The sequence below is a fragment of the Rathayibacter sp. AY1E2 genome (genome assembly GCF_002932325.1).
Lineage (GTDB): Bacteria > Actinomycetota > Actinomycetes > Actinomycetales > Microbacteriaceae > Rathayibacter.
This window is the reverse complement of the sequence record NZ_PSVO01000026.1, coordinates 16,952-32,883: the sequence shown is the minus strand read 5'-3', so window position 1 is coordinate 32,883 and position 15,932 is coordinate 16,952. Positions and strand designations below refer to the sequence as shown.

Sequence of the window (15,932 nt, the reverse complement as noted above, 5' to 3'; positions counted from 1 at the left end):
CCCATGAGCCTCTCCCTCTCCCGCCCGCCGACCCCGAGCCGCCGCGTGCGCGTCCTCGCCGTCGGAGCCGCGCTCGCCCTCGCCGCCGCGCTGCTCCCGGCGCAGGCCGCCGCCGCCGCCACTCCCGCCACCCTCTCGGTGCTGAGCCTCGGCGACTCCATCACCCAGGCCTACGGGACCTGCGGCTCCTTCGCGGACTGCCCCCGCAACAACTGGTCCACCGGCACCAGCTCCTCGGTGAACTCCTTCGCCTCGCGCCTGCGGACCGCGCTCCCCGGCACCACCGTCACGACCGCGAACTTCGCCACCACCGGCGACGTCGTCGCGAAGGTCCCCTCGCGGATCGACGCCGCGGTCGCCGCCGGCGTGCGGCCGGACGTCGTCACCCTGCTCATCGGCGGCAACGACCTCTGCTCTCCCGACAACCGCGTCGCCTCCGACGGCTACACGATGACCCCGGCGAGCTCGTTCCGCACCGGAGCCTCCGCCGCGATCACGAAGATCCGCACCACGTGGCCCTCCGCCCGCATCGTCCTCTCGTCGATGCCGAACGTGGCCTCCGAGTGGTCGGTCGTGAAGACCGGAGTCGGCGCGCTCGTCTGGGCGGGCGGTGACCTCTGCCGGACCACGCGCGGCGTCAGCTCCACCGGCCGCAGGCTCAGCAGCACCGCCGCTGCCGCCTCCGCCGCTGCCGCGAAGACGCGGACGACGCAGTACAACACCGCGCTGCAGACGGCGTGCAGCGCCGCCGGTCAGCTCTGCGACTGGGACGGCGGAGCGCTCACCGCGACCCCCGTCACCAAGGGCCTGATCGGGACCACCGACTACTTCCACCCGAGCGTCGCGGGTCAGGCGAAGATCGCCTCGATCCAGTGGGCGGCGTCGAACTTCTCGAAGTAGCGGCCTCCGGAGCGGCCGCTCACGCGTCGAGCGGCCGCTCACCCTCGCGGCGGCGACGCTGCTCCTCGGCGAGCCGCGCGTAGTGCGCCTCCTCGCGCTCGAGGTCGGCGAGCTGCTCCTCGGTGCTCTTCGGAGCGGGCCGCACCACCACCGTCGGCGGCGCCTGCTTCCGGCGGCGGGGCACTCGGCCGCCCGGCACGAAGGATCCGCCGTCGCCGCGCTTCCAGTCGTGCCCGAGCAGGAACCACAGCGAGACGCCGATGAGCGGGAGGAAGAAGATCAGCAGGATCCACACGATCTTGGGCAGGTTCTTGATGATGTTGTCCGGCTGCCGTACGACGTCGACCAGCGCGAGCACGGTCAGGACGATGATCACCAGCGAGAAGACGAACCCCATGCAGTCGAGGGTACGACGCCGAGGGCTCCCCGTCGCCGCTGTGCCGGCCGACGTCCGTGGCGCCTGCGGTCGAGGAGCGGCTCCGACGCATCCGCCCCGTGCCTCCGCGCTGTTCGGCGCCGATCCCGGGCACACGCCTGCTCCCCACGAACGCGTGCCACCATCGGACGATGACCGAGACGCCGCCCGCCCCCGCCTCGACGCCGGCGAGGAAGCGCCTGACCGCCGCGCGTCTCGCCCTGCTCGCCGGCCTCGCCCTCGCCGTCGCCGGACTCGCGGCCCTCGCGCTCGTGCCTCTGCAGTTCGCGAACATCGACCGTCAGGGCTTCGACTACGTGTGCAGCGTCAGCCTGGGCGGCGTCCCGCCCGAGGCAGGCGACCTGGTCCGCGGCTTCTGGTCGTGGTGGCCGCTGGGCGCGGCCTGCGAATGGACGCTGCTCGACGGCACGACGGTGGTCGACCTCCCCGACTGGTCGACGACCGCCGTCGCGATCGTGGGGGCCGTGCTGCTCGTCGTCGGCGCGGCACTCGCGATCGCGTCGCCGCTCCTCCGCAGGCGCGCTCCGGTCCCGTCCGTCTAGCGGTCGAAGAGGTTCCCGAGGTCGCCGAGCCCCGGCAGCTGGAAGTCGGAGCCGAACTCCGACACCTGGTCCCCCAGCCCGGACACGTGCTCACCCGCACCGGAGACGAACTCTCCCGCGCCGCCCGTGATGTCACCGAAGTCGCCCAGATCGCCGAACCCGCCGGCGAGGTTCTCGAAGTCCACGCCGAGGCCGGACGCCTGCGCGAGCAGCGGACCGGCGACGCTGCTGATCACGGCGCCGCCCGCGACCGCCGCGAGCAGTCCGCCCGCCGCGCCGAGCCCGATGCCCGCCGCCGCTCCGACGCCGGCACCCGCGAGGGCGCCGCGGGTCCCCGGCTTCGAGAACATCTTCTTGAGGAACCCCGGGTCGTTCGCCTCGCCGCGCGTCGCCGCGCGCGCCAGGTCCTCGGGGGCGGAGGACCGCGGCTGCTCGTTCGCGGGCAGCTCGTCGCGGAGCCGCGCCTCGACCTGGGCTCGCTGAGCCGGCGTCAGCTTCGCGAACGCGTCCCGGTGCACCTGCTCGAGCTGCTCGGGGTCGGCGGTGCGGAGGAGGTAGTCGTAGCGCGCGATCGCCGCCCGGTCCTCCTGCGTGACCACAAGCTGCTGCCCGGGCCGGGCGTCCTGCGGGCGCGCGGAGGGTCGCTGCGGCGACCCGTACTGCTGGGGCGGCTGGGCCTGCCCGCTCCGCGAGTCGCCCGTCACCTTGTCGGCGGCGGTGCGCACGAGGTCGCGCCAATCGGTCGTCCCGCTCGAGGACGACCCCGAGCCGCTCTTCGAATCGAGCGCCTTCGACGCCATGCCGAGAACGCGCTTGAACATGCTCACAGAGAACCTTCCGTCGAGTACCAGCCTCGATCATGGCGGCGCCGCCTGAGCGAAGGCCCGCGAGACGCCCTTAGAAGGCCGTGAGCGGTCGGAGCCTTGGGCGTCGCTCCGAGAGCGCATCCGTGCTCTCCGCCTGATCGAGGAGCTCGCGCACGTACCGCGGGCGGAGGACGGCCCGCCACATCCCGCCGAGAAGGGGGTCTCGGATTCCGCCGGCCACCGCCTGCGGACGGCCGCCATGCGACCGGCTATCGCGAGCAGCGCACTGAAACCCGCGTGCCGTCTGTCCGCGAACGTGTCCCGCTGGATGGAGAGGCTCAGGACGAGGACGGCCGAGAACGCGCGACGGAGCTCCTCGGTCGTGCGTCCCTTCCGCCGAGGAGTTCCGACCCGGGCAGGACCATCGAGGACCCGAACTGTCGTCGCCTCGACGAGCAGAGCTCGGAGTGCTGGGCGGGGGGCAGACCCTGGCGTCAGACGGAGCGACGGCGGCGGTCGTCCGATGGACTGATCCCGATTGCGGATCATGGTGCCCCTGGAGGGACTCGAACCCCCAACCTGCTCCTTAGGACGGAGTCGCTCTTCCATTGAGCTACAGAGGCTGGCCGAGCCAGTGTACCCGCCGTGCCCCGCCCCCCGCGAAGCGACGACAGGGCCTCACCACAACGCCAGCGAAGCACGCCGCGGGCCTCGTCGCGCTGACCGAGCGGCACGCACCTCTTGACACGGACGCCTCCCGCCTCCATGGTTAGTTACAACACCAACTAACCACTCAACCCAGCACCGAAGGAGCCCGCGTGGACGACTCCCGCCCGCTCTTCCTGCAGATCGCCGAGCAGATCGAGAACGACATCATCGACGGCGCGCTGCCGGAGGAGTCGCAGGTCCCGTCGACCAACGAGTTCGCCGCGTTCCACCGCATCAATCCGGCCACCGCCGGAAAGGGCGTGAACCTGCTCGTCGACGACGGGGTGCTCTACAAGAAGAGGGGGATCGGCATGTTCGTCGCCGAGGGGGCGCGCGACCGGCTGGTCGAGAAGCGCCGCACGCAGTTCCGCGACCAGTTCGTCGCTCCGCTGCTCGCCGAGGCCGCCAAGCTCGGCCTCAGCACCGAGCAGCTCGCCGACATGATCACAGAAGGGGGATCGCGATGAGCGCGGTCATCGAGGTCCACGACCTCACCAAGCACTACGGACGCATGCGCGCCGTCGACGGCATCGGCTTCGCGCTGGAGGAGAACCGCATCCACGGCCTCCTCGGCCGCAACGGCGCGGGCAAGACGACGCTGATGTCGCTGCTCACCGGCCAGGAGTTCGCCAGCTCGGGCGAGATCCGCGTCTTCGGGCAGTCGCCTGTGGAGAACGCCGCCGTCCTCTCCCGCACCTGCTTCATCAAGGAGAGCCAGAAGTACCCGGACGACTTCAAGGTGAAGCACGTCCTGCGCAGCGCTCCCTGGTTCTTCGACGGCTGGGACGAGGCGTTCGCCCGCGAGCTCGTCGAGGACTTCCGCCTCCCGGTCGACCGCAAGATCAAGAAGCTCTCCCGCGGACAGCTCTCGGCGATCGGAGTGATCGTCGGTCTCGCCTCCCGCGCCCCGCTCACGTTCTTCGACGAGCCGTACCTGGGGCTGGACGCCGTCGCCCGGCAGCTGTTCTACGACCGCCTCCTCCAGGACTTCGCCGAGCACCCGCGCACGGTCGTCCTCTCCACCCACCTCATCGACGAGGTCAGCAGCCTGCTCGAGCACGTCCTCGTCATCGATCAGGGCCGCCTCGTCGTGGACAGCGACGCGGAGGAGCTGCGGGGTGCTGCGGCAACGGTCATCGGACCCCGGCAGGCCGTCGAGTCGTTCACCGCCGGACGCGAGGTCATCGCCCGCTCCGCTCTCGGCAGCCGCGCCTCGGCCACGCTCCCCCGGCTCGACGACGCCGGCCGCGCCTCCGCCGCCCGCCACGGGCTCGAGCTCGAGTCCGTCCCCCTCCAGCAGCTCGTCGTCCAGCTCACCACCGGGAAGGCCTCGGAATGACCGCCCTCACCGGCGCCCACACGCGCCACGACACCGCCGCCGGCCGCCTCGGCAGCATCGTCCGCCTGCACTTCGCGAACCCCGCCACCATCCTCTACACGCCGCTGATCATCACGGCCGTCATCCTGTCGGGCAACCTGGTCGTCTGGTGGCTGATCCTCCGCGGGCTCGACTCCGGCGAGCGCCTCGAGGCGCAGGAGGGGATGACCTACTCCGGCGCGTCCTTCTTCCTCTTCGTCTACATGATGGTCGTGGCCGTCCAGTCGGTGAACGTCACCTTCGGCCTCGCCCTCGGCTACGGCGCCACCCGCCGCGACTTCTCCCTCGGCACGGCCCTCACCTTCGTCGCCCTCTCGGTCTTCTACACCGGCGTCTTCGTGGTCCTCGGGATCGTGGAGCGGGCGACCGACGGCTGGGGCTTCGGCGGCAGCTTCTTCCGCTCGATCTACTTCGGCGGGGACTCCGTGGGCGAGCAGGCCGTCGCGGTGCTCTGCGCCCTGCTCTTCTTCTTCTTCATCGGAGCGGCGACGGCGGCGGTCTACGTGCGCTGGCGCCAGCGCGGGATGCTGCTCTTCTTCGGGATCCTCGGCGCCCTCCTGCTGGCCGTGATCACCCTCCTCACGCTCACCGAGAACTGGCCCGCCGTCGGCTCCTTCTTCGGCAGCGTCGGATACGCGGGCGGCTACTCCCTCTCGCTCATCCCGACCGCGATCGCCGGAGTCGCGGGCTGGGCGATCCTCCGCCGCGCCACCCCGCGCAGCAGCTGACACCACCGCCCCCGATCCGGAAGGACCGACCATGACCGCCGCCGCCCGCCGCTTTGCCTCCCCGCGGAGGATCCTCTCCGTTCTGAGGCTCCACCTCGCCCACCCCGGGACGGTCCTCGGCTGGCCGCTGCTCGTCCTGCTCGCCGTCCTCGCCGGCAACCTCGTGATCTGGTGGCTCGTCCTCCGCGGGATCGAGGCCGAGCGGGGCGGCGGCGACTCGGGCATCCTCCTCGTGGGGCCGGGGATGCTGATCGTCGTCTTCCTCTTCATCGGCTCCATCCAGGCCACGACCGCCACCTTCGGGCTGGCGCTGAGCTACGGAGCGACCCGACGCGACCACGTCCTCGGCAGCGCCCTCGCCTTCGCGGCCCTGTCGGTGCTCTGGGCGGCGATCGTCGTGGTACTCGGGGTGCTCGAGGAGGCGACCGGGGGCTGGGGGCTGGGTGGCGCGCTCTTCCTCGCCTCCCCCCTCGACGGTCCGTGGCACGAGCGCTTCGTCGTCCTGCTCTGCTCCCTCCTCGCCGCCTTCGCCCTCGGGGGAGCATCGGGAGCGGTCTTCCTCCGCTGGCGGGAGCGCGGGGTGACGGCCTTCCTCCTCGCCCTCGGAGCGGCGGCACTCGCGGTGGTCGTCGTCGTCGCTCTCGCCGGGGGCCGGCCGGTCGTGGTGGACGTCCTCGAGAGCGCGGGCACCGCCGGAGCCGCCGCTCTGCTCCTCGTCCCCGCCGCGCTCCTGACGGCGGTCGGCTCGCTGGTCCTCCGCCGGGCGACGCCGCGCGGCTGACCCCCTCCGGAACCGGGCCTGCAAGGCCCTTCCGCCCCGGGCGTCCGGATGCCAGCGTGGGCACATGGCCGACTCCCCCGCTCCGTCCCTCCTGCCCGTCCCCGAGCACAGCTGGATCGCGCGACCCGCCGACGCCGAGCTGACCCAGGACACCATCGACACGGTCGACGCCTGGTGGCGCGCCGCGAACTACCTCGCGGTCGGGCAGATCTACCTGCTCGCGAACCCGCTCCTGAAGACCCCGCTGAGCCGCGAGGACATCAAGCCCCGCCTGCTCGGCCACTGGGGCACCACCCCCGGCCTCAACCTGATCTACGCGCACCTGAACCGCGCGATCCGCGAGCGCCGCCAGCCGACCCTCTACATCACCGGCCCCGGCCACGGCGGACCGGGCATGGTCGCCAACGCCTACCTCGACGGCACCTACAGCGAGATCTACTCCCACATCGACGAGTCGGAGGAGGGGCTGCGCCGCCTCTTCCGCCAGTTCAGCTTCCCCGGGGGCATCCCCAGCCACGCCGCCCCCGAGACTCCGGGCAGCATCCACGAGGGCGGAGAGCTCGGGTACGCGCTGAGCCACGCGTACGGAGCGGCCTTCGACAACCCGGACCTCCTGGTCGCGGCGGTCGTCGGCGACGGCGAGGCCGAGACCGGCCCGCTCGCCACCAGCTGGCACTCCAACAAGTTCGTGAACCCGCTCACCGACGGCGTCGTCCTGCCGATCCTGCACCTCAACGGCTGGAAGATCGCGAACCCGACCGTCCTCGCCCGCATCCCGCAGGAGGAGCTCGACAGCCTCCTCCGCGGGTACGGCCACGAGCCGTTCCTCGTCGAGGGCGGCTTCGACGGCGAGGACCCGATGCGCGTGCACGAGCGGTTCGCCGACGTCCTGGACACGGTGCTCGACCGCATCGCGGCGATCAAGGAGCGCGCCGCCGCCGGCGACCTCTCACGCCCGGCCTGGCCGATGATCGTGCTGAAGACCCCGAAGGGCTGGACCTGCCCGACCGAGATCGACGGCGTCCAGGTGGAGGGCACCTACCGCTCGCACCAGGTCCCGCTGCCCAACGCGCGCGACACGGAGGCGCACACCCGGCTCCTCGAGGACTGGCTCCGCTCCTACCGGCCCGAGGAGCTCTTCACCGAGGAGGGCGGCGTGGTCGACCGCGTCCGCTCGCTGGCCCCCGAGGGCGAGCTGCGGATGAGCGCGACCCCGCACGCGAACGGCGGGCTGCTGCGGCAGACCCTCGACCTGCCCGACTTCCGCCGCTACGAGGTCGTCGTGGAGCAGCCGGGTGGCACCGTCGCGGAGGCGACGAAGGTGCTCGGCGAATGGCTCGCCGACGTCATCCGCGCCAACCCGACCAACTTCCGCCTCTTCGGGCCGGACGAGGTCGCGAGCAACCGGCTGCAGTCCGTCTACGCCGCCACCGACAAGCAGTGGGACGCCGAGCTCAGCCCCCTCGACGACCACCTGGCTCGCGCCGGGCGGGTCATGGAGGTGCTCTCGGAGCACCAGTGCCAGGGCTGGCTGGAGGGCTACCTGCTCACCGGCCGCCACGGGCTCTTCACCTGCTATGAGGCGTTCATCCACATCATCGACTCGATGTTCAACCAGCACGCGAAGTGGCTGGACGGCACCCGCGACATCGAGTGGCGCCGCCCGATCGCGAGCCTCAACTACCTGCTCTCGAGCCACGTCTGGCGCCAGGACCACAACGGCTTCAGCCACCAGGACCCGGGCTTCATCGACCACGTCGTCAACAAGAAGCCCGAGGTCGTGCGCGTCTACCTGCCCTTCGACGCGAACACGCTCCTCTCGACCTACGACCACTGCCTCCGGAGCGTGGACTACGTCAACGTGGTCGTCGCCGGCAAGCAGCCCTCGCCCCAGTGGCTCACGATGGCGGAGGCGGTCGCGCACTGCACGCGCGGCCTCGGCATCCTGGAGTGGGCGAGCAGCGAGCGGCAGGGCGAGTCCCCGGACGTCGTGCTCGCCTGCGCGGGCGACGTGCCGACCCTCGAGACCCTCGCGGCGGTGAGCATCCTCCGCGAGACGCTGCCGGACCTCGCGATCCGCACGGTCAACGTGGTCGATCTGATGCGTCTGATGTCGGAGTCGGAGCACCCGCACGGCCTCTCCGACCGCGAGTTCGACGCCATCTTCACTCCCGACCGCCCGATCGTGTTCGCCTACCACGGCTATCCGTGGCTGATCCACCGCCTGACCTACAAGCGGACCGGCCACGGCAACCTGCACGTGCGCGGGTACAAGGAGAACGGCACCACCACCACTCCCTTCGACATGGTGATGCTCAACGACCTCGACCGCTACTCGCTGGTGATCGACGTCATCGACCGGACCCCCGGCCTCGGCGCCCGCGCCGCCGGTCTCCGCCAGGAGATGCAGGACGCCCGCATCCGCGCCCGCGCCTACACCCGCGAGCACGGCGAGGACATCCCCGAGGTCGCGAACTGGACCTGGGCCGGCGAGCGCTCCGGCAACGCCAGCGCCAACACCGGCAACGACAACGAATAGCGCCGGTTCGCACACCACGCCCCTCCACTGACGGGTCGCGGTCGTGTCGCTGGCAAGGCGGAGGAGGAAGCGATACCGGCGGTATCGCGCCCGACGACAACGCCGCCAGCGGCGCGACCGCGGCCCGTCAGGCGCTGGCAAGGCGGAGGAGGAAGCGATACCGGCTATCGCGCCCGACGACAACGCCGCCAGCGGCGCGACCGCGGCCCGTCAGGCGGCGGGAGCCAGGTAGTCGTCCCAGTCGGGCTGCGTCCGCTCCGCGCCGCGCACGAGCCAGGAGCCGGCGCGCGGCATCCGGGGGACGGTGCGCAGACGCCATCCCATCTCGTGCGGGGTGCGGTCGCTCTTGACATTGTTGCAGCGCTGGCAGCAGGCGACGAGGTTCTCCCACGTGTCCCGGCCCCCGCGCGACTTGGGCTGGATGTGGTCGATCGTCGCCGCGTGCTGACCGCAGTAGCCGCAGCGGTGGTTGTCCCGGCGGAGCACGCCCCGGCGCGACACCGGCACGCTCCGGCCGCTCGGGATGCGCACGTACCGGGTCAGCACGATCACCGAGGGCCGCACGTGGTCGCCGTGCGCGCTGTGCACCGGATTGCCCTCGTCCGCGGCGATCACGGTCGCCTTCTCCGTCATCAGCAGGACCAGGGCCCGCTTGAACGACACCACCGCGAGCGGCTCGTAGCCGGCGTTGAGAACCAGAGTGCGCATCAGTGACCTCCGTGCTGTCGCACGCCGTCGCGCGAAGGCGCCGCGACCACGAGCAAGGGCGCCGTCGTGATGACGGCGCCCTGCGAGGCCGCGGCGGAGTGCCGCGCGATGACGTGGAGTCGTATCCGCGTGTCGGAGGAGTGCACCGCCGCGGTGAGGACCCGCGCGCGTATCGAATCGGCCGGCCGCACGCGCGAGCGCAGCCCCACGCTGTGGCGCCCGCTCCGCTCGGCCATCCCGGCACTCCGTCCCTCGACGAATCGATCCGCTCGCCACGCGAGCGGACTGGGGTTCAGGTTAACCCTTCACGCCCGGAACACCAGGGGTCGGTCCGGATTCGTCACGCGGCGTTCACACGGCGGGACGACGAGAGCCCGCCCCCTCCAGGAGGGGACGGGCTCTCGAGCGGATCGACCGGGTCAGCCGTTGATGCGCACGATCCGGTAGTCGGAGGTCCACAGCGGCTGCACGCGGACGCTCGCGCCCTCGTACGGCGCGTGCAGGATGTTGCCGTTGCCCGCGTAGAAGCCGTCGTGGCCGTCCATGATGACGAGGTCGCCGGGCTGCGCGTCGGCGAGCGAGACGGGGGTGCCCATGGCGCCCTGGCCCGCGGCCGAGTGCGGCATCGAGATGCCGTACTGGGCGAAGACGTACATCACGAAGCCGGAGCAGTCGAAGCCGCTCGGGTCGGCTCCACCGAAGACGTAGGGCACGCCCTGGTACTGCATCGCCGTATTGAACACCGCCGAGAGGCTGTAGCTGGTGGTCGGGGCGGCGGCCGCGATCTCGCTGGCCGAGGCGCCGGAGTAGGAGTTGAACTCCTCGGCGGTCTCGGCGCGCGCCTCGGCGACGTCGCTCGTGTCGACGACAGGCTCGGCCACCACGACGGGCTCGGGCTCCGGTGCTGGCGGCGGGGGCGCCGCCTCGGCCGAGAAGCCGTCGCGGGCGATCGCGGCCTGCACCACTCCGCCGTCGACGGCGACGGTCTGCGCGGAGCCCTGGCGGAGGAGGTCGGCTCGCGACGCCGCGAACAGGCCGTCGTCCTGGCTGCCCGGAGTGAAGGCGTAGGCGGGGAGCGCCATGGTCGCGACCAGCGCGCCGGCGAAGCCGACCATCGCGACCTTGCCGACGACACGGCCTCGGCGCTTGCGCAGGGTCCCGGCCGGCGACGGCACGAAGTCGGTGATGTCCGCGCGGCGGGCAGGAGCTGCGGGAACGGCGCGACGGGAGACGGGTGCGTCCCCGTGGATCCGGGCGCGGATGACCGGGGGCCGGTTCTCGAAGGTCGCGTCGCCGGAGCGGTCGGGGTGGTTGGAGCGGAACCGGTCGGGTGAGCCGGCGTCCTCGTTCGGGGTGAGGGGGTTCTGGGGCAAGGGGGAGATCCTCCGACGTCCCCTCAGCCCAGGCAGCTGTCCCGTCTCATGCACGAAGCATCGGTGTGCACAGGATCCGAGACGGGTGTGGGGGCGTCGGATCCCGCGCCCTGGGACCGAGGCTCGGCCGCAGGGCTCCACAGAGCGTAAGCGACCGTTACCGATTTGTCACCTTCTCGGCGGGAAGAGACCGCTCTCCCGTTCGCCTCCGGTCACCGGATGCGGTAAGGGCCCGTACGGGCCGCTCCCAGGGAGACGCGGGTCAGACGACGAGGAAGATGTGCGCCGCGACCTCGTTCGGCAGCTCGATGCCCGCCTCGGCGCCGTCGATGCGAGCGAGCACGTAGCCGTTGAGGGCCGAGAACTCGCCCTCGGCACCGGGGACGACGCCGGCCTGCTTGAGCTGGAGAAGGAGCTCCGGATCGACCTGCGCCGGCTCGCCGAGGCGCCGGACGACGCCGCGGCGGGGCTCGCTCGACCCCGCGACGAAGCGCGGCAGGCTGATGACGCCGTCGGCGAAGCGGGAGGCGGGGGTGTCGCCGAGCTCGTCCAGGCCCGGGATCGGATTGCCGTAGGGCGACTCCGTCGGGTGGTCGAGCATCTCGAGGAGACGGCGCTCGACCTGCTCGCTCATCACGTGCTCCCAGCGGCAGGCCTCCTCGTGCACGAACTCCCAGTCGAGCTTGATGACGTCGTGGAGGAGCCGCTCGGCGAGGCGGTGCTTGCGCATGACGTGGATCGCCTTGCGGCGGCCGTCGGAGGTGAGCTCGAGGTGGCGGTCGCCCGAGACGACGACGAGGCCGTCGCGCTCCATGCGACCGACGGTCTGCGACACGGTCGGCCCGGAGTGGCTGAGCCGCTCCGAGATGCGCGCGCGCAGCGGGATGATGTTCTCCTCCTCGAGCTCCAGGATGGTGCGCAGGTACATCTCGGTGGTGTCGATCAGATCCGTCATCTCAGCCTTCCCGTCTCGGCGCGCTCCACCCTAGTGGTCGCCACGACGCAGCATCGGCGCTGCGGCGCGACGCAGGCCTCCGTCGCTCTGAGGAGGGGTGCGGGCCGGGAACCCTAGTATTAACGCATGCCGGACCTCACCATTCCTCGCGAGCTGCTCCCCCACGACGGACGGTTCGGCTGCGGCCCGTCCAAGGTGCGGCACGACCAGCTCGCCCACCTCGCGACGCAGGGCGCGCACCTCCTCGGGACCTCGCACCGCCAGGCGCCCGTCAAGGACCTCGTCGGGCGCGTGCGCGAGCACCTCGCCACGCTGTTCCGCATCCCCGACGGCTACGAGGTCCTGCTGGGCAACGGCGGCTCGACCGCCTTCTGGGACGCCGCCGCCTTCTCCCTCATCGAGCGCCGCGCCGAGAACCTCACGTTCGGCGAGTTCGGCCAGAAGTTCGCGGCCGCCGCCTCCGCGCCGTTCCTCGAGCCGGCCCACGTCGTCTCCGCCCCCGCGGGGTCCCGGAGCGAGGTCGAGGTCGTCGAGGGGATCGACGTGTATGCGTGGCCCCACAACGAGACGAGCACCGGAGTGATGGCCTCCGTCCGCCGGGTCCGCGGCGACGAGGGCGCGCTCACCGTCATCGACGCCACCAGCGCGGCGGGCGGCATCGACGTCGACATCGCCGAGGCCGACGTCTACTACTTCGCCCCGCAGAAGAACTTCGCCTCCGACGGCGGACTCTGGTTCGGCCTCTTCTCCCCCGCCGCGATCGAGCGGATCGAGCGCATCGCGGCGAGCGGCCGCTACATCCCCGAGTTCCTCAGCCTCAAGAACGCCGTCGACAACTCGCGCCTGAACCAGACGCTGAACACTCCGGCGCTCTCGACCCTCCTGCTGATGGAGTCGCAGCTCGAGTGGATGAACGCCTCGGGCGGCCTGGCCTGGGCGTCGGCGCGCACGGCCGAGTCCTCCTCCGCGATCTACGACTGGGCCGAGGCCTCGAGCCTCGCCACCCCGTTCGTCGAGGTGCCCGAGCACCGCTCCCAGGTCGTCGCGACCGTCGACTTCGACGCCTCCGTCGATGCCGCTCTCGTCGCGAAGATCCTCCGCGCGAACGGGATCGTCGACACGGAGCCGTACCGCAAGCTCGGCCGCAACCAGCTGCGCGTGGCGACGTTCGTCGCGATCGAGCCGGACGACGTCCGCTCGCTGCTCGGCTGCATCGACCACGTCCTCGAGCGCCTGGCGGTCTGAGGCACGCCATGCGGCTGTGGCTGCGCGAGGAGGAGCGGCGGCCCGCGCCGCCGCCCTACGCGAGCGACGACGCGACGGCTCTGCTGGTCGGGTGCGCCGTCTGGGCGGTCGCGCTCGTGGCCGTGCTCGTGGCGACGGCCGTCGGAGCCGTCATCGAGCCGGTCGTTCTGTCGACCGTCGTGATCGGACTGGTCCTCGGCACGATCGGGCTGTTCTACAGCCGCAACCGCCGCTAGACCGCGTCGGTCTCCATCCGGAGTCCGGTGCCGTCGGCCTCGGGCTCGAGACGGACGCGCAGGACGGTGAACTCGCCGAGGCGCTCGACGTGGGTGCCGCCGCAAGCGATCGCGGCGTCCCCCGCGGGGAGGGTGCAGCGCCAGGTCCGCCGCGTGCTGAGGAGGTCGTCGTCGCGCTCGATGCGCACCTCCGCGTCCGAGGCGATCCACTCGGCGAGGAGGGCGTTCACCCGCTCCTGCACCTCGAGGATCTCCGCCAGCAGGCGGGCGGTGTCCATCCCGCTGCGTCGGAGGGACTTGCCGAGGCGGTAGACGTCGGTGGAGCCGGACTCGCGGATCCGCGAGGTCTGGATCGCCGCCTGGTCGAAGTCCGGGTTCCCGAGAGCGTCGGTGCGCGCCGGCTTCGACCAGAACGAGGCCAGAGCGGCGTTCAGGGCGAGGGAGGCGAGGTGGCAGGCGGTGTGCCCACGGGAGAGCTCGTGCCGGCGCTCCGCGTCGACCTCGACGTCGACCTCGTCGTCCACGTGGAGTGAGGAGGCGTCGTCGACGATGTGGACGACGACGAAGCTCCACTCCGGAGTGCCGAGCCGCGCCGGGAGCCGCTCGCCGACGTGCAGCTCGCCGCCCTGCCACGCCCCGATGCGGCAGTCGATGAGGGGATGCCGCTCCCCCGCCACGACCAGCGCGCCGCGGTCGGGCCCCTGGTCGGGCCAGGTCGGGTCGACGGGGTGAGCGGCGGTCGCATCGAGGACGACCGCCCAGCGGCCGTCCTCCAGCGGGCCCACGTGCTGCACGCGCCCGGAGGAGCGCACGGCGCCGTCGGGATGAGCGATGCGGGTGTCGGAGTCGATGCTCATCAGGCGGCGCCGGACCGGATCAGCGGCGACGTCGACGGCGACGGGTCGTCGGGGCGGGAGCGGGCTCGGGCTCGACGTCGTCGGAGTCCTCGTCGTCGGAGTCGTCATCCGGGTCGTCGGAGTCGTCCTCGTCCGAGTCCTCGTCGTCCGAGTCGTCGTCGTCGGAATCGTCCTCCGAGTCGTCGTCGTCATCCGAGTCGTCGTCGTCATCCGAGTCGTCGTCGTCATCCGAGTCGTCGTCGTCGCCCGCGTCCTCGTCCTCGTCGGAGTCGTCGTCCGACTCGTCGTCGAGGTCGTCTTCCTCGGCGTCCTCGAGCTCGTCGTCGTCCGCGTCCTCGACCTCCTCGCCGAGCGCGTCCTGCGCGGTCTGGTAGTCGGCGAGACGCACGGACCACGGCACCCAGTCCGGAGCGAGGACCGCGCCCTCGCCCGGCAGCAGCTCGACCTCCAGGACGTTCACGTCCTCGGTCTCGTCGATCCGGGACAGCGTCGCCGTCCACAGCCAACCCGGGTACCCGCGCATGAGGTTCGCGAACTGCAGCGACACGACGTGCTCGCCCTGCGCCAGAGTCGTGACCAGCTCGCCGATCGTCCCCTCGGGGGCGATCTCGGCGAGCGCGGCGCGCGCGACATCGAGAGACCCCGCGAGCACGGCGTCCGCCTCGTAGACGGGCTCGGGAGCCTCGTCCGCGGCGGCCTCGTCCGCCTCCCCCGGGGAAGCGTCGTCGTCGGCCTCGGAACGGTCGTCGGCGACGGGGGCGGAATCCTCAGCAGAAGTCGCATCCTCAGCAGGAGCCCCGTCCTCAGCAGGAGCCGCATCCTCAGCAGGAGCCGCATCCTCAGCAGGAGCCGCATCCTCAGCAGGAGTCAAGACGTCAGCAGGAGCCATGTCCTGAGCAGGAGCCGAGTCCTCAGATGTTCCCGCATCGTCAGCAGGAACCGCGTCGTCAGCAGTGGCCGCGTCCTCAGCAGGAGCCGGCACGGCAGCAGAAGCCGTGCCCGAGCCGGAGACTCCCGCCTCCGCGGCGACGTCGTCGGCCGGAAGAGTCTCCTCCGCAGAGGCGGAGTCCTCGCCAGAAGCCTCGGTCACCGGGAGGGCCGCGTCGCTCTCACCCTCGCCGGAGGGAGCCTCGTCGACAGGAGCCGCCTGGTCAGCGTCGGTCTCCTCGTCGGCTCCGCGCGCGTCCTCAGCGGAGGAGTCAGAATCGGCGGGAGTCGCGTCGGGCTCGGCGCCGGAGACGCCCTCTCCCGAGGACTGCTCCACGCGAGCGTCCTCCGGGGTCGGAGCGGCGACGGTCTCCTCGACCGGGCCCTGCTCGTCGGTCGTGCCGTCGGCGTCAGGCATCCAGCTCGTCCGCAACCCGGCGCAGGAGCGCCGCGATCGTGCGCCCGTGCGCCTTGTCGGGGTAGCGGCCGCGCTTGAGCCCGGCGCCGATCCCGTCGAGCAGCTTGACCGTGTCCTCCACGATCACGGACATGTCGTCCGCGGACTTCCGGTTGAGCTTCACCAGGCTCGGCGGAGCGTCGAGGACGCGCGCCGAGAGCGCCTGCGCCCCGCGCTTGCCGTCGGCGATGCCGAACTCGAGGCGGGTGCCGGCCTTGACCGCGGTCCCGGAGGGCAGCGCGGAAGCGTGCAGGAAGACCTCCTGGCCGTCATCAGTGCTGATGAAGCCGAAGCCCTTCTCCTCGTCGTAGAACTTGACCTTGCCGGTAGGCATGCAGACCCCTCCTGGAAATGAA

17 protein-coding genes and 1 tRNA gene are annotated in these 15,932 nt (G+C 71.7%); 9 read left to right on the top strand and 9 right to left on the bottom strand.

The window, feature by feature from the left end:
• On the top strand, nt 1-900 hold a 900-nt coding region (locus C5C49_RS14875; protein WP_146084896.1), incomplete at its 5' end, for a GDSL-type esterase/lipase family protein.
• 19 nt (nt 901-919) lie between these two features.
• On the opposite strand, the gene C5C49_RS14870 is transcribed toward C5C49_RS14875, so the two are convergent.
• On the bottom strand, nt 920-1,297 hold the full coding sequence (locus tag C5C49_RS14870; RefSeq protein ID WP_104346446.1) for a PLD nuclease N-terminal domain-containing protein: 378 nt from the start codon (nt 1,295-1,297) through the stop codon (nt 920-922).
• Nucleotides 1,298-1,467: 170 nt separating this feature from the next.
• On the opposite strand from C5C49_RS14870, the gene C5C49_RS14865 reads away from it, so the two are divergent.
• On the top strand, nt 1,468-1,878 hold the full coding sequence (locus C5C49_RS14865; RefSeq protein WP_104346445.1) for a hypothetical protein: 411 nt from the start codon (nt 1,468-1,470) through the stop codon (nt 1,876-1,878).
• Here C5C49_RS14865 and C5C49_RS14860 read toward each other — a convergent pair.
• Both C5C49_RS14860 and C5C49_RS14855 read right to left on the bottom strand, forming a co-directional pair.
• A complete protein-coding gene (locus tag C5C49_RS14860) occupies nt 1,875-2,699 on the bottom strand; it encodes a hypothetical protein (protein WP_104346444.1) in 825 nt (274 codons plus the stop codon). The genes C5C49_RS14865 and C5C49_RS14860 overlap by 4 nt on opposite strands.
• A gap of 533 nt (nt 2,700-3,232) precedes the next feature.
• Nucleotides 3,233-3,307: transfer RNA gene (locus C5C49_RS14855), tRNA-Arg, on the bottom strand.
• 195 nt (nt 3,308-3,502) lie between these two features.
• Between C5C49_RS14855 and C5C49_RS14850 the strand changes: the two genes are divergently transcribed.
• From C5C49_RS14850 to C5C49_RS14830, 5 genes are all read left to right on the top strand, one after another.
• A complete protein-coding gene (locus tag C5C49_RS14850) occupies nt 3,503-3,859 on the top strand; it encodes a GntR family transcriptional regulator (protein ID WP_104224613.1) in 357 nt (118 codons plus the stop codon).
• The gene (locus tag C5C49_RS14845; RefSeq protein WP_104224612.1) at nt 3,856-4,731 is read left to right on the top strand and encodes an ABC transporter ATP-binding protein; all 876 of its coding nucleotides are present in this window, start codon (nt 3,856-3,858) and stop codon (nt 4,729-4,731) included. Before C5C49_RS14850 ends, C5C49_RS14845 begins: the two co-directional genes overlap by 4 nt.
• Nucleotides 4,728-5,498, top strand: coding sequence for an ABC transporter permease (locus C5C49_RS14840; RefSeq protein ID WP_104346443.1), 771 nt, complete (start codon nt 4,728-4,730; stop codon nt 5,496-5,498). Before C5C49_RS14845 ends, C5C49_RS14840 begins: the two co-directional genes overlap by 4 nt.
• Before the next feature lie 31 nt (nt 5,499-5,529).
• Nucleotides 5,530-6,279, top strand: coding sequence for a hypothetical protein (locus C5C49_RS14835; RefSeq protein WP_104346442.1), 750 nt, complete (start codon nt 5,530-5,532; stop codon nt 6,277-6,279).
• Between the two features lie 64 nt (nt 6,280-6,343).
• Nucleotides 6,344-8,818 (top strand): phosphoketolase, encoded by a 2,475-nt coding sequence (locus C5C49_RS14830; RefSeq protein WP_104346441.1) that lies wholly within the window; start codon nt 6,344-6,346, stop codon nt 8,816-8,818.
• Nucleotides 8,819-9,028: 210 nt separating this feature from the next.
• Here C5C49_RS14830 and C5C49_RS14825 read toward each other — a convergent pair whose 3' ends face one another.
• The 3 genes from C5C49_RS14825 to C5C49_RS14810 all read right to left on the bottom strand — a co-directional run bounded on the left by C5C49_RS14825 (nt 9,029) and on the right by C5C49_RS14810 (nt 11,854).
• Nucleotides 9,029-9,526, bottom strand: a complete 498-nt coding sequence (locus tag C5C49_RS14825) for an HNH endonuclease (RefSeq protein ID WP_104224608.1) — start codon at nt 9,524-9,526, stop codon at nt 9,029-9,031.
• Nucleotides 9,527-9,945: 419 nt separating this feature from the next.
• Nucleotides 9,946-10,899, bottom strand: a complete 954-nt coding sequence (locus tag C5C49_RS17140) for a C40 family peptidase (protein WP_258068479.1) — start codon at nt 10,897-10,899, stop codon at nt 9,946-9,948.
• A gap of 262 nt (nt 10,900-11,161) precedes the next feature.
• The gene (locus tag C5C49_RS14810; RefSeq protein ID WP_104224606.1) at nt 11,162-11,854 is read right to left on the bottom strand and encodes a metal-dependent transcriptional regulator; all 693 of its coding nucleotides are present in this window, start codon (nt 11,852-11,854) and stop codon (nt 11,162-11,164) included.
• A 126-nt stretch (nt 11,855-11,980) separates the two neighbouring features.
• On the opposite strand from C5C49_RS14810, the gene serC reads away from it, so the two are divergent.
• Together serC and C5C49_RS14800 are read left to right on the top strand one after the other, a co-directional pair.
• The gene (gene serC, locus C5C49_RS14805) at nt 11,981-13,099 is read left to right on the top strand and encodes a phosphoserine transaminase (RefSeq protein ID WP_104346440.1); all 1,119 of its coding nucleotides are present in this window, start codon (nt 11,981-11,983) and stop codon (nt 13,097-13,099) included.
• An 8-nt stretch (nt 13,100-13,107) separates the two neighbouring features.
• Entirely contained in the window at nt 13,108-13,335 is a 228-nt protein-coding gene (locus C5C49_RS14800) for a DUF2530 domain-containing protein (protein ID WP_104263056.1), read from the top strand.
• On the opposite strand, the gene C5C49_RS14795 is transcribed toward C5C49_RS14800, so the two are convergent.
• Genes C5C49_RS14795 through C5C49_RS14785 form a run of 3 tightly spaced genes read right to left on the bottom strand, consistent with a single transcriptional unit; the run spans nt 13,332 to nt 15,910 of the window.
• Nucleotides 13,332-14,192, bottom strand: a complete 861-nt coding sequence (locus C5C49_RS14795; protein WP_104346450.1) for a metal-dependent hydrolase — start codon at nt 14,190-14,192, stop codon at nt 13,332-13,334. The genes C5C49_RS14800 and C5C49_RS14795 overlap by 4 nt on opposite strands.
• Nucleotides 14,193-14,211: 19 nt before the next feature.
• The gene (locus tag C5C49_RS14790) at nt 14,212-15,537 is read right to left on the bottom strand and encodes a DUF3027 domain-containing protein (RefSeq protein ID WP_258068478.1); all 1,326 of its coding nucleotides are present in this window, start codon (nt 15,535-15,537) and stop codon (nt 14,212-14,214) included.
• A complete protein-coding gene (locus tag C5C49_RS14785; RefSeq protein WP_104224602.1) occupies nt 15,530-15,910 on the bottom strand; it encodes a cold-shock protein in 381 nt (126 codons plus the stop codon). The genes C5C49_RS14790 and C5C49_RS14785 overlap by 8 nt, the downstream gene beginning before the upstream one ends.
• Nucleotides 15,911-15,932 lie beyond the last annotated feature (22 nt).